The sequence below is a fragment of the Westiellopsis prolifica IICB1 genome (genome assembly GCF_004323185.1).
Taxonomy (GTDB): domain Bacteria; phylum Cyanobacteriota; class Cyanobacteriia; order Cyanobacteriales; family Nostocaceae; genus Pelatocladus; species Pelatocladus prolificus_A.
Map to the genome: position 1 here is coordinate 440,582 of NZ_NAPS01000003.1, position 13,399 is coordinate 453,980.

Below are 13,399 nucleotides of genomic sequence, written 5' to 3' on the forward strand. Positions count from 1 at the left end.
GAGTTTAACCCCTTATCTGGATTACCTTACACTTTTATTCAGCAAGCCCTATATAGCATTCCTAAATCATTTGTGAAAGACAAGATTCCCGACTTCTTGGAAGAAGTCGAGGATCTGGGCTTTGCGATTCTCACAAATTAAATAGGATTGCTATAAATAAATAGCTATGGTTCCGAAAACATGTGAATTGATGATATTAGAATAAAAATTGCCTCATCAAAGTTAATATATTTTTGTCAATATATGCTTCGACTTCTTGGTAGGTAAAGCTATAACCCAGTTCAGTTCCTAACTGCACTGCTATGCTCACAAGACTGGCTTGGTCTGTCGCTACTCTTAAACGCTCTTTTAGGGAAGAATCTTGAAGAACTAGTTGATGAAATTGTTTTAGTTGATGGAATTGTTTTACTTGTTGTGGCGACACGTTGATCCTCACTTTTCTCTATTGAAAAACAGAAAATACAAGTTCATCATCCTTTGATTTAAGCTTAGGTAAACAGATGATCAACCTTAAAAAATCAATATCTAAGTTGCATGAATATATATTTCGATAACTTAGATATTGTTTATGTAAAGATACAAACTACTAAATAGGTTAATTGCTAGACAAAAATTGAAAATGTACAAAAGAAAACCAACCATTTAGCTGCTTCTGCAACTGATTTCTGAAAACTTGAGTTTTACAGTTTTACTCTCAATTTTTCTTATATCATAAATTAAGGATAAATAACTATAGCAATCCGATTTGATGTGGTGAACTTACTCGTGAAGATAGGGGATTAGGGATCGGGAAGAAGTGTACTAAGTTTTTTGCAAACATCAAATCGGAGTCCTATATATTGAATCATTAATGATTTAGATTGTAAAACAGGCTACTCGAAAACCAATACCACTACCTGAATGGTCTGCTTGATCCCAGTGGCGTTGGGCTGAACGACAAAGGGCAGGAAGACAATACCACGCTCCACCTCGCAATACACGACAGTTATTAAACTTATTCAACTCCCAAATACTGCCATCAGAAGGTGCATCTTGATAGTTTTCATGCCAAGAATCAGCACACCATTCCCAGACATTGCCGTGTAAGTCAGATAGTCCAAAAGCATTGGCTATTTGAAAATACCCAACAGGGGTAGTCTGTTGGCGGTATGGCCCTTCTGTTTCAGAACCGTAAGTATAGCTACCGTCATAATTAGCGAGGTTAGAGCTTATGGTTTCACCAAAGTGGAAAGGAGTGGTTGTTCCAGCACGACAGGCGAATTCCCATTCTGCTTCACTTGGTAGTCGATAATTATGCCCTGTGAGTTGGGAAAGCCTTGCACAAAACTCAACGGCATCATACCAGCAGACTTTCTCGACAGGAGTATCTGGATGTTTGAAATTCGAGGGATCTGGATTGAGGTATCTGTTGATTTGGGGAAGTTGGGAAATTATTTGCCACTGGGCTTGAGTGATAGGAAATCTGCTTATATGGAAAGGTTGAAGGGCAACTGGATGTTGGGGTTCTTCATTGCTCTCTCGACCTAATTCATCCTCAGGAGATCCCATCAAAAATGTTCCTCCTGGGATGTAAACCATGTCCAAAAAGACGCTATTTTTAAGATGTTCTTGAAAATATTGTGCCTTGTTGATAGAGCAGTTGATTGGTCGTCCCAAGTTGTTTAAGGTCACAACTTCAAAGCTAAACTCTTGTAATTTGACTGATGAAGAAACTTTCTGTAATTGGAAGTGGGGTACTATTGTGTGTTTGTGCTTGCGCTCTTGTTTAATGCTATCTAGTTCAGTTCGCAGTTGGGCCATCTGTTGAGTCGATTGCTGCAACTGCTCCTGCAATAGTGTAAGTTTGGCTTCTTGTTTGTGCAAGGCTTCAGTAAGAGCAGCTCGTTCTTGATAGCTTTGTTCAAACTGCAAACGAATTTTTGATGCATGTTGATTTGTTTGCTCAAGCTGGATCTGTGCTTGCTTTAATCGTTCTTGGGCTAACTTAAAGGCTGTCCATATTTGTTTTGCCCAAGCCAATCTAGTGTTTTCTTTTTGGACTATTTCTGGAATCCACCCCATAGGAAATGGATAAGATGGCAGATTCCAATTACAGCAAGGACAGTAATCGTCCTTGTTTTGAATGTACTTGCTTTGGCAGATGGGGCAGCGAGGCATGATGATCACCTCTTTACCTGAATTAAATTTTGACGGTGCTCTGAAATCTAAAATTGATTGACTTGCTTATACCATTTCTATATTTAAGTTGAGCTTAATTCTATTCCCCTGTAGTCCTCTCGATGTTTTGGGAAGACACCTGAGGTCGGGGTAATTATTAAGTACATCGTTACAATGAGTTGGTATTAAGAGTCGATATTACGATTGTCACATATTTTATGTGTTAAGTAGGCAATAAATCATAAATAGTGGTTGTCTTTTTTTTGGTGTTGCTGGAAGTACTGACTTCGTTAGAATTAGCAAACGTAGAGATTGAGGATTCGTCTACCATATATGAGTTGGGATCTGTGTCTGGCTCAAACAGAGGTCGGAAGCTGTTTAGTTCTGCTAGTAAGGCTGAACCATTGCTGATAATTACTCCTAACACTGGATCTAGAGCGAATAAAACTCCTGCGAGGACAACGCTAATATTAGGAATTGCAGCGATCGCTGTATTCTGATAAATAATTTCCATTGCCCGTTTAGCAATGGCAATGGCATGGGTGATGCCTCGCAGATCGTTATCCAAAAGGATGACATCAGCGGTTTCTCGAGCAATATCACTACCTTCCAGAAAAGATATTGAGACATCGGCATGAGCAAGGGCAGCAGCATCATTAATACCTTCACCAACAAATGCCACCCTCCGCTCTCTGTCTTTTAAGCTACAGATAACTTCAACTTTTTTGTCAGGGAATACTTCGGCATAAGTGTGATCCTGGCTGATGCCTAATTGAGTGCCGACATGATTTGCTACACGTTGATTATCTCCTGTTAACATGTAAGTTGTCATACCCTGAGATTGTAAAGATTTAACAACTTTTGTGCTTTCTAAACGCAGAGGATCGGTAAACAAAATAGCCCCCAGTAGTTGATTATTCTTAGCCACATAAACAACAGAGTAAGTGCTTGTTTTCAAGCTTGGATATTTTTTGTGGATGGCATCTAAATTAATACCTTCTTGTTGTAGGAGCAATTCGCTACCCACTAAAACCTTTGTATCCTCGATCAGGGCAACAATCCCTAACCCAATACGATAGTCTTTGATAGTAGAAGCTTTAATTTCAACTCCATTTTCTTCAGCGCAGCGAATAATGGCATCAGCAACGGGGTGGGAATTACCTTGTTCGGCAGAAGCGGCAAGCGCTAGAATTTCCTGGGATGAATTTTGCTCCTGTGCAGTTTCAATCGCCACGACTGCTGCATTTCCTTGAGTTAAGGTTCCAGTTTTGTCAAAAACAACGGTATCTAGCCGTGCTAGCATTTCCAAAGCTCGACCACTGCGGATGTAAATTCCGTGACGAGCAGCATAGGTGACGGCTGCAAGTGCAGTTGTGGGAACTGCAATCCGAATGGCGTGTCCAAAGTCAAGGTGGAGGGGAGCAAGCGCTCGTGATACATCTTGTGTAAAGGCAAAAATGGCTCCACTTAATAATAGGGTAGGTGCAATTAGGGCATTGGCAATTTTAGAGGCGTAATCTTCCACGCGAGTATCATGTACTGGTGCAGATTGCATCAGCTGCACTGCTAGGCCGAGGCGAGTATTCTTGCCAGTGCGTTTTGTGAGGACACAAATTTTACCTTGTAATACTAGGGTTGAAGCATGTACGACTTGTCCCTCTGAGCGAGAAACTAGCTTAGATTCACCCGTTAACTTATGTTCATCGATCAGAGCATTACCCCTAAAGACTCGGCCACTGACGGGAATTGTCTCACCTGCATAAACAACAATGCGATCGCCTTTTTTCACCTCATTTAATTGAATACGTTCCTCTTGTCCATTCCGTTCTATCCTGACGTACTTATCTACTCCTTGCAGCAAATCTAACATTTGTTGTTCATTGGCACGGGCAGTAGCATCTCTGAGTACATCTCCTGACTCTATGAGGCTGACCATTAATGCCGGACCGACAAAGTCACCTTTGATTGTATAAAAACTCATCCAGAGGATATCCAGAATATCCGCATCTAAACGACGCTCCTTAAGCATCATTTCGAGTGTTCGATTAATAAACGGAATTGCTGCAACAGCTACCACTCCTGCTAAAAGTAAAGGTGGAACAGGCAGGAGTTGCTGGGCCAGGAGTGCTAATCCCAAACTAAAGATAGGCATCCCAACTCTCTCTACTACCCATTCGATTGCTGATTTTAATTCTGTTTTAGTCTGTGTAATTGTTGACGAAGTTTCAGCTAATGCTGCCTGCTGAATAATTGTCAGGAGGCTTTCTTGAATTGTAGTGCTAGAAACGAGGTTTTCTTGATAGTGGATGATTAATGATTCTGCTGCTGGATTGATGCGAACATTAATGATGAAGTCAAAGGACTCAATCAACCAACTTAGTTGGTTGGCATATTGTAGATCATGAGATAATCGAGGAATTTTAATCCGGAAGCGACCGCTAGTAGTATGGATGATTTGGTAATCTATTTCTCCAATCTGCTTCTCTAAAGAAAGAGATTCTGTTTCTGTAACTAATTTCATATTGTTCTACCCTTGATATGAATCGGGTTTAAAGAATTTTAATAAATTTACTAACATCTTGGCAGAAGTAGCCTTTTGTTACAACTATCTTAGGAACGATTGCTTCCTGATTGAGTCTCAAATTACCGATTAAATATATAAGTTTTACTGAGTTTCAACAATTAGTGTTTAGTAACACAGCAGAACTATAGCAATCTGATTTGATTTGGTGAACCTACTCGTGAAGATGGGAATCGGGGATTAGGGGCCAAGGGGCAATGGAGATGGGGGAAGAAGTGTACTGAGTTTTTTCAAAAATCAAATAGGAAGCCGATATATTAGACATCTCATTTGTATCTTAAGAGAGATAGAAATATTACAAATATCTACCAATGAGAGTATATTATTTTTGAATGAATTATATTTAAATAGATTATATAGCAATCCTAAATCATTCGTGAGAGGCAAGATCCCCGACTTCTTTGAGGATACAGCTGGCGAATCAGGGGTGACACCCCTCATCGACGATTTTTCGTCATTCCACCAGATGTAGAGACGCGCCATGGCGCGTCTCTACAACCAATTTGTGGGCGAACGAGGGGTTTGACCCCCTATTCGCCAGCTGCATCCTCAAAGAAGTCGGGGATCTGGGATTCCGTATTTTCTCACAACTCAATTAGGATTGCTATAGTATAAAAACTAGTTCTTCAGTACGTAATATGCCAAATTGTTAGTTAACGCTCTTCCATCACTTTGCTGGGAGAAAAATCAAGCCCAATTTTTAAACTTTAGATGGGACAAGGGTTTGAGAGTTTATTTTCTAACTAAATGGCTGAAATTAATGTTTTTGGTAAAAGTCTTGTACCACAAGGGTTTTAAATTATCCTCTCATGAGAGTGATGGAAGAGCGTTAAACATTAAAATTTGGGTTTTAAATCTAGGTTTAAACGCCTAAATCTCTATCAATGCCCGAAATGTTAAAAATAATGCCTGTTTTTATTGTACAGCAGTATTTTCAGGCTTTTAGCGGATTGATTTAGCATAACAAGTACTGAAGGGCCGAAAAACTGAAGCTATCAAAATACTTTAACAAAGCTAATACAAGAAGGCTGCTATGGAGTCGGCAGTAAAGAATTTTGATGAAAAACGAGGCTTTTTAAGCGTTTTCAACTAGATACTTACTTTTTGCTCTGCTGTACTAGTTGGAAAATTATCTCTCTTTGCTTTCAGTGCATAAAGCACTTGCTCAAAGAATTAGTTTGTGATCCGAACTTAATCTAGATACAAAGTTCTATATTTTAACTTTTTCTTAAGTTTTTGGGCGAGTTTTGCTAATGATACAATGCGATCGCGTATATTTTTACCAATCACACTTCGATTAAACTTTGGATTAATAGAGAAAGAATGTTATGTCCTTCATTGACATTAATCGTGTCAATATTCTCCCTAACAGGCGTCCTCTCAATGACCAAAAAGTCGCTGATTTGATGGAGTCTATCAAAGCTAGTGGACTTTTAAACCCTATAACTTTAGATCAAAACTTCAATCTAGTTGCAGGTTTGCACCGTCTCACTGCCTGTAAGTTAATTGGTTTTCAAGAGATTGAGTGTCATATTATTACTTGCGAAGACAAAGACCATACTCGTCTAGCGGAAATCGATGAAAATTTGATTCGTAGCGAATTAGATGCTCTAGAACGGTCTGAATTATGGTTAGAACGTGAGCGGATTCTAGAACGGATGGGTCTGAGGGCAAAGGTAGGGGATAATCAGTTTACTCAAAAAGGTGGTGAAAATATTTCACCACCACCGAAAACTACATTGGAGTTGGCACAAGAAATAGGTTATACAGAGCGCACTTTACAGTATGGTAAACAAATTGCTAGAAACATCGTTCCAGAAGTTAAAGAAATGATTAAAGCGACGCCAATTGCTAGGAATAGTTCAGCGTTACTGAAAATAGCTAGGGCGGGTGGTAAAGAACGACAAGAGGCAGAACAAGCAGAAATCGCAGCAGAAGAAGCTAAAGCACAACAAAAAAGAGCCGAACTAGAAAGGCAAAAAAAGCTAGCAGCACAGGCAAGAGAGAAACAAAAACAACTTCAATTACTTGCTTTTCAAAATGCTATGGCTCAAAAGGAAGCCAAAGAGTCTAGCAAGCCAACTCAACGGGTATCAAAAAATATTAAAACCGATGAAATTCAAATACAGACTGACGAAGTCTGGATTCTAGACCGACACATGGTTTATTGCGGAGAGACCACTGATGAAGATTTTATTCAACTATTACCATCCAATGCTGCATTAGCGATCGCTCCTCCTTGTTGTTCTTGGAAACATGACTACTTAGTAGATGAAGCTCGCGTTGTAGCTGTGATGTGTACTCAGGGGTCTATCTACAATCTTTGCAAATACAGTCAAATGCCCTTTAGATTTGAATTAGTTATAGGAAATATATACACTGCTATTTTCTCCCAAGAATCTTTGCTCAAACCAAATCATAATCCTAACATTGAGGGTGTTGAAGGTATCGTTTCTTATTTAGTAAGCTTTTTCACCAAACCCGGTAGTTTTGTCATCACCCCTTCTATAGGATATGGTGAAGTGCTAATTTCCTGTGAACGTTTAAAACGGATTTGTTTTGCTGGAGACAAAAATCCTAAGCGAGTCAATGAGGCGATTGTGCGTTGGCAGCGATGGACAGGGAAACAAGCGGTGAGAGCCTAAGCAAAAGTTGCGTTCCAAGATATTATTCACCCAAGAGACAAGGGAAGGAGGACAAGGATAATTACCAATCCTCAATCCCCAATCCCCAAAAAAATGGAGTGTAAAGGTGTAGCTATACAGCCATAGCTAGTTGTCTGCTTTGTTTTGGTTAGTTGGGACTAACCAATAACAAACAACAATGGATTTATACCATTTCACAAAAAATCTGATACAAATACAGACCCTGTACCAGATGCGATATATCGCGTCTGGTACAAAATTTATGTGTATCGTGATTAACGTGAAATGGTATTACACCTTTACATCCCCGATTTTGCTAAATGCTGCTCCTGTTAAGGATGGTAATATGGCAATTCTCAGTAAGCTGTGAATCCCTCGCGAAAGTTACTTAGAGCATATAAAAACATGACACTTGCATCTTTAACAAAGTCCGGCTTGGTTTTTAACTCTGTAAAGGATGTAATGTTTTATGCTCCTACTAGCTCCTCTCACAAAGTTTTTAGAATGCAAACGAGACTGCCACACACATTTTAAATTAATTTCTATCATAATTCTCATCAAGTCCCATTAGTATCTCCTAGCGTTAAGTTAGAAATTACTAAACTATCATTCTTTCAATATAGTAAGTTTTATAGATTACAATTTTGTAAACACATACAGATTTAAAAGTATTGCATTTAATAAACATTAAATGACATTGTCGCATAGGGTTCAAATCAACTTATTTTGCGCTAACAAAACTATGGCATTCATCAAAATTGATAATATTGTGGTAAACACAAACTATATTGCCGCTATTCGATTACAAGATCGAGTCCGATCTGAAGAAGAATGTGTTTGTTTGTTGATTGCAATTCCCACTGCAACGTTGTTTCAACAAGATAGTATCTCATCTAATCTCTACCACTATGAATGGATAGAATTTACAGGTGCTGCTGCTAGGGCAATACGAGACTATTTCACAAGCTTTAATAATGTCATTGATTTGCTCCCGTTATGTCATTAATTAACGATAACGTAAAATGATTGGCGGTTAGTGATTAATTAAAACTACTTTTATAGTCTAAAACATTTCTTAATCATTAACCGCTTGCTACGCTACCTCAAATGACAAAGTATTCGTATATTCCTGTAGCAATCATTATGAATCCAGAGATAGTTCCAGCCCACAATCCAGGTAGTTTTGTGGTGAAGCGATCGCCTAAAACTAAGTCATTCGCATAGTGCAATGTAAGCATTGTGTGCATCAGAACCCAGAAGCTAAAAATTGCCACAATAGACAATCCAACTGAGAGAGTAAAGGAATCCTTATGTTTCGCTAACACGACTGCGATCGCAAAGAGTTTCCTAAAAGCAATAAATATAACTAGTAAAAAGACAGCGAGATGATCGGCTTCTTGGTGCTGGGCGCGATCGAGAGTTTTACCAGGAGTAGTATTAAACATCATAAACCAAGTTAGAGCTACAAACCAGAGAACCCCAGCACTCCAAGTTGAAAGGATGCGTACTTCTATCGTAAAAGATAGCATTGTATGAAAACAAGAAGTTCCATCAGATAATTCAGAGCAAGCGTTTCTTAGAATTACTAAATAGCTGACAGCTAATAGCTAACAGTTTGACCAAATTAGCAACTAGCAATTGGCTACTAATAGCCTTAATCAATATTTTTCCTGAGTTGTCTGCATACTTATTTGTGATTAATTATGAGTCAGTTTGATCGGAAACTGAAATATTATTGCTCTAAAAGATACAATAATTTGCTAAAAGTCGAAAAAATATTTCATCATATCTACTATTGTAACAAAAACTTAATGTTGTTTCTAGTACCTTATTTTCCTGATACGATGTAACATGGACTGATAAAGGTAGAAACAATATAGAAAGTTTAGCTACCTGTTTTCCTACAGTTTTTACTCTCACTATTTCAGCCTTCTTGTAATTCCTTGATGTAGCTATTGAAAATTCGTTTCTACTTTTTCATTCAATATTTGAGGTGACATACCTTCAATAACTTCAGATTCGAGTTGTCTAAATAGCTACAACCTGAAGCAAGTAGGTTTTTCTATTATTTTGGAGGACAAGTAAATATGGAACTTGAGGCTCTTTTGCTAGGTCTTGAACCAATGACTGCTGCCGTAATTGGAGTTGGAGCATTGGTTTTAGTACCTGTTGTTAGTGCTCTTGATTCTGCAACCGGTCACAATGTTTCAGAATCTGCAAGGGGTGCAGCTAAGACTGGATTAATTTGGACTTTTGAGGCCATTGATAAGGCTCAATCTACTTTCGCCGAAGCAAGTGAATCCTTCAAGGATTTAGTTGCTGAAGCAAAAGCAGAGCGTTCAACTTCCAAAAACGGAACAAGCGAAAGTACTCCCCGTGAGGTAAGTATCGGCTAATTTCTGCAAAGCATGGAAGTGAACACCTAACGTCTTGCCAGAGACTGATAGCCTCTTGGTTGTCAGTCTTTATTGCCAATTTACTAGTAATTTGAGAACAAATTTTGTCAACAATCACTCGATAGTGCGATTCCCCAATTTATATTAACCTGACAAAGAAAGGCAGAGGGTCGTAGACGCAGAGCGGCTTGGTGTCGGTGGGCAGAAGGCACTTAATGTTTTAGAGTATTAATTAATACTTTAGTTCTGAGCCTAAAGCCCAGTTGAAAAAAAGATGTTTTACTCTACGAGAAGCCGCTCTGCGTCTACGAGACGCGTAGCGCGAGGAAAAACGGCGTCCTTGCTTCAATCCCACAGTTTTAAGTGTGGTTCCTTCTGCCTTCTACCTTCTGAAGTCTTGACCATTGAAGAAGGCAGATAACCTAAATCTCACTAAACAAGACTATTTTCTTCTTTGTGTCTTGGTGTTTCACAAAAGATTTTTTTCACCACTCTCTGGGTTCGCCACCTTGCCAACCCATCTCTGCATGTCAAAGGTGAAGTTAAAAGATTCATATCAAGTTCGGTTAAAAAACTTCACCCCGCCTTCGGTACCCCTCTTTTTGGTAAGGAGAGGGAAATTACGAGTAATCATGCAAACTTGACATTACTTCTGCTGATTTCTAATCAGGAGAAAAAAACCTTCTCTCTATTGGAGATTTTTTACCATGCCTCAATATCCAGAGTTTTTTAACTTACGCAAGCTAGCGATTACCCTTGCTGTTGGTCCATTTGGTTTTCTTTTGCTGGTCGTTCTCACTGATTTATCAGCCCATCTGTTTGTAACTCAACAAACAGCAGACGCTCGATGTGCAAATGCATATCCTCAAGAGAATCCTATAAAACTTCAAGCGGGTGAATGTCGATAGCGCTTGGCTACTGGATCAAAATCCCATGCTATTCCTTCTGGATCTCTAGCCTGAGTCCATATAGGAAACTCAGGCTTTAATCTTTTGTTGGTAAGAGACTGGGGTGAAACCCCTAACCGCTTTGCCAATTCACCTTGTTTGAGTGCTTTACCATTTGATGAACTGTATTCTTCAATATTTCCCCGATTGCTTCTAAGAGGAGGTAAGAAGTTTGTCTCAAAAAGTGGGCGCGAACCATTTATGAATTCAGCTACAAAGGCAGTACTATTATTTACAATCACATTGTACACAGGATTTACACCCAATACCATTCCACCGCCTATTTGCATAAATAGGTTAGGAATGACGATGGTTGCGGTATTTTGGTAAATCATTTCCATTGCTCGTTTAGCGATCGCAATGGCATGTGTAACTCCGCGTAAGTCATCTTCTAAAATGACAACATCAGTTGTGGTGTGGGGAATTTCACTCGTCTTGGCAAATGAAATGGAGACATTAGCATGAGCAAGCCCTGCTGCATCATCTTTCTCATCTCCCACAAAGGCAACAGTTTTACCTTGATGTCGTAATCCACGAATCAGATTAATTTTTTGGGTTAAAGGTTCTGTACAGACCTGATAGGGATGAATTCCTAACTGAGTTGCAACATCAACAGCCATCGATTCAGGAGCATCACACACTAAGTAAATTTCTATGTTTTGACGCTGAAGAATAGTAATAGCTTCCAAAGTCTCAGGAGAATCTAGAGCCAATGCTTTTATATCAAAGACAATAGCATCGATTTCGGCTAATGCTTCCAAAATGGCACCACTGCGAATGTAGATTCCGTGTCGTACAGCATAGATCAGTGCTTGCAGGACTGTTGTCGAAATCGAAATCGGAATACCACTGCCGAAATCAAATTGGTAGGGTGAGATAGCAGCGCCAATATTACCCGTCATTAAATAGATCGTGCCACCTAAAGCCAGAGTTGGTAAAATTGCATTTTTTACGAATTCTGCTTGGAAAGCACCAATTTTTGTATCATGAACAGGTGCTAATTCAGCCAGCAGAGTGGCTAAACCAGCACGGGTATTAATTCCAATTCTTTTCACCAAAACACACAACTCACCTTCAAGCAATATTGTAGAGGCGTAGATATCGTGTCCTGGGGAGCAAACAACAGGTGTAGAGCTACCTGTTAAATTTTGGCAATCAACCAAGCCATAACCATAAAGAACGATCCCATCTACCAAAATCATTTCACCTGATTTAATGATGATGCGATCGCCTTGGTGTAAATTGCTTATATGGATATGTTGTTCTTTTCCATCTAACTCTACCCAAACATATTGATCTAATTGATTTAACAAATTTAAAGACTGTTCTTCTATAGTCTGGGTTGTATTTCCCCTGAGAGTTCTCCTCACTTCTACTAAAACTGTCTTGAGTGAAGGTGCAATAAATTGACCTTGGACAGCCTGCATAGTCATCCATGCTGAATCTAGCAAATCAATATTAGGCTGACGTTGATTGAGCAGACTATCAGTAGCACGGTTAAACCAAGGTGTTGCAGCTCCAGCAATTGCTAACACTACAATCAATGGTGGTAACTCCAAAGGAGCTGCTAGCAAAGCCAAACTAAGGCTAAGGACAGGAAATCCTAAATCCTTCCATTGATTAACTTCCGGTTTAAGGTCTTCTCCTTCAGGTAGAGATTCTGTCAAGGGAATTTCAACACAGTCTACCACTTGGATACAGCCAACAAACTTTTCCAACGCCATTGTGCTGCAAACATCATCTTGATAACTGACAATCAGTGAACTTGCTTTTGCATTAATACGAACCTCAGTCACAAATGCCAGGGATTCAACTAGTGTCTTTAGTTTGCTAGCAAAGTCTGAATCACGAGCAAGTTGAGGTATACGAATACGATAACGTCCAAAAGTAGAGTGAACGACCTGATAGCTCATTACATTGAGATAATCTTAATGAAAAGGTTTTGACTTTCGTATTACTCAACATCATAAGCTACAACTGAAACAAGTAAAAAGCTTTTGTTGTAAAACTATGTGAGAATTGTTCAGTGTTTTGAAGACAACGTCCAGTAATCCTATTTGATTTGTGAGGAATCATATTGCCCAGATCCCCGACTTTTTATAAAAAGTCGGGGATCTGGTTTTCATGAATCATTTATACTTGCTATATACTCAAATTATTTGCTTGTCCTGCGATATTCAGCCAAAATCGCCCTTCTTTCGATACTAAACTCCTCCATCACCAACAATGTCATTCCAAATAAAATCACAAAACCAAGAATAGAAACTAATAAAATCTCATCCATAAAACCTAATCCTCATATAGCTCTTTATTTTGATAGAATATATAAAAAATCATTATGGCTTCTCTTTCTAAGTAGGTAAGACTTACTCTCCAAAAGGTATAATTTCCACAAACATTTTAAATCAAGATTATTATCTCAACTATGCTGGGTTCGTAGTGAGCGCTTAAGCGCTCACTACGAACCTCTCAAACTTAGGTTGCCAGACCACTAGCTATTTTGTACCACTTGATGAAAATCAATATAGTTTTTTGTTTTATATTTAGTATTTATGTATGTTAAAGATAATTAATTTTTTAGTTAGAAGATTTTAAATGTGATAATTTTTCGTTTAGGCAAGCTATGATCTCAGTCAATTAAAATATTGTCAAATACACTCTACTACGACAATC

At 38.8% G+C, this 13,399-nt stretch carries 10 protein-coding genes; 4 read left to right on the forward strand and 6 right to left on the reverse strand.

The genetic code is table 11. From position 1 onward, the window contains the following. Nucleotides 1-196 precede the first annotated feature (196 nt). The 3 genes from B4U84_RS27055 to B4U84_RS27065 form a co-directional block, all read right to left on the reverse strand. A complete protein-coding gene (locus tag B4U84_RS27055; protein WP_044446503.1) occupies nt 197-424 on the reverse strand; it encodes a Nif11-like leader peptide family natural product precursor in 228 nt (75 codons plus the stop codon). A gap of 431 nt (nt 425-855) precedes the next feature. Next, nucleotides 856-2,157, reverse strand: coding sequence for an SUMF1/EgtB/PvdO family nonheme iron enzyme (locus tag B4U84_RS27060; protein ID WP_242677726.1), 1,302 nt, complete (start codon nt 2,155-2,157; stop codon nt 856-858). 223 nt (nt 2,158-2,380) lie between these two features. Continuing rightward, nucleotides 2,381-4,678, reverse strand: a complete 2,298-nt coding sequence (locus B4U84_RS27065; RefSeq protein ID WP_131121239.1) for a heavy metal translocating P-type ATPase — start codon at nt 4,676-4,678, stop codon at nt 2,381-2,383. A 1,388-nt stretch (nt 4,679-6,066) separates the two neighbouring features. Here B4U84_RS27065 and B4U84_RS27070 point away from each other — a divergent pair. Together B4U84_RS27070 and B4U84_RS27075 are read left to right on the forward strand one after the other, a co-directional pair. Continuing rightward, nucleotides 6,067-7,383, forward strand: coding sequence for a ParB/RepB/Spo0J family partition protein (locus B4U84_RS27070; RefSeq protein WP_044446499.1), 1,317 nt, complete (start codon nt 6,067-6,069; stop codon nt 7,381-7,383). 742 nt (nt 7,384-8,125) lie between these two features. After that, nucleotides 8,126-8,389 (forward strand): hypothetical protein, encoded by a 264-nt coding sequence (locus B4U84_RS27075; RefSeq protein WP_044446497.1) that lies wholly within the window; start codon nt 8,126-8,128, stop codon nt 8,387-8,389. Between the two features lie 97 nt (nt 8,390-8,486). Here the strand turns inward: B4U84_RS27075 and B4U84_RS27080 are convergent, their stop codons facing one another. Continuing rightward, nucleotides 8,487-8,912: a DUF1345 domain-containing protein gene (locus tag B4U84_RS27080; RefSeq protein ID WP_131121240.1), complete on the reverse strand. Its 426-nt coding sequence runs from the start codon at nt 8,910-8,912 to the stop codon at nt 8,487-8,489. 558 nt (nt 8,913-9,470) lie between these two features. Here B4U84_RS27080 and B4U84_RS27085 point away from each other — a divergent pair. Together B4U84_RS27085 and B4U84_RS27090 are read left to right on the forward strand one after the other, a co-directional pair. Next, on the forward strand, nt 9,471-9,779 hold the full coding sequence (locus B4U84_RS27085; protein ID WP_131121241.1) for a DUF5132 domain-containing protein: 309 nt from the start codon (nt 9,471-9,473) through the stop codon (nt 9,777-9,779). A gap of 707 nt (nt 9,780-10,486) precedes the next feature. Further along, the gene (locus tag B4U84_RS27090; RefSeq protein ID WP_131121242.1) at nt 10,487-10,687 is read left to right on the forward strand and encodes a hypothetical protein; all 201 of its coding nucleotides are present in this window, start codon (nt 10,487-10,489) and stop codon (nt 10,685-10,687) included. Here B4U84_RS27090 and B4U84_RS27095 read toward each other — a convergent pair. Both B4U84_RS27095 and B4U84_RS31990 read right to left on the reverse strand, forming a co-directional pair. Beyond that, nucleotides 10,666-12,639: a P-type ATPase actuator domain-containing protein gene (locus B4U84_RS27095; protein ID WP_131121243.1), complete on the reverse strand. Its 1,974-nt coding sequence runs from the start codon at nt 12,637-12,639 to the stop codon at nt 10,666-10,668. The genes B4U84_RS27090 and B4U84_RS27095 overlap by 22 nt on opposite strands. Before the next feature lie 242 nt (nt 12,640-12,881). Then, on the reverse strand, nt 12,882-13,010 hold the full coding sequence (locus B4U84_RS31990; protein WP_278248359.1) for a hypothetical protein: 129 nt from the start codon (nt 13,008-13,010) through the stop codon (nt 12,882-12,884). Nucleotides 13,011-13,399: the final 389 nt, after the last annotated feature.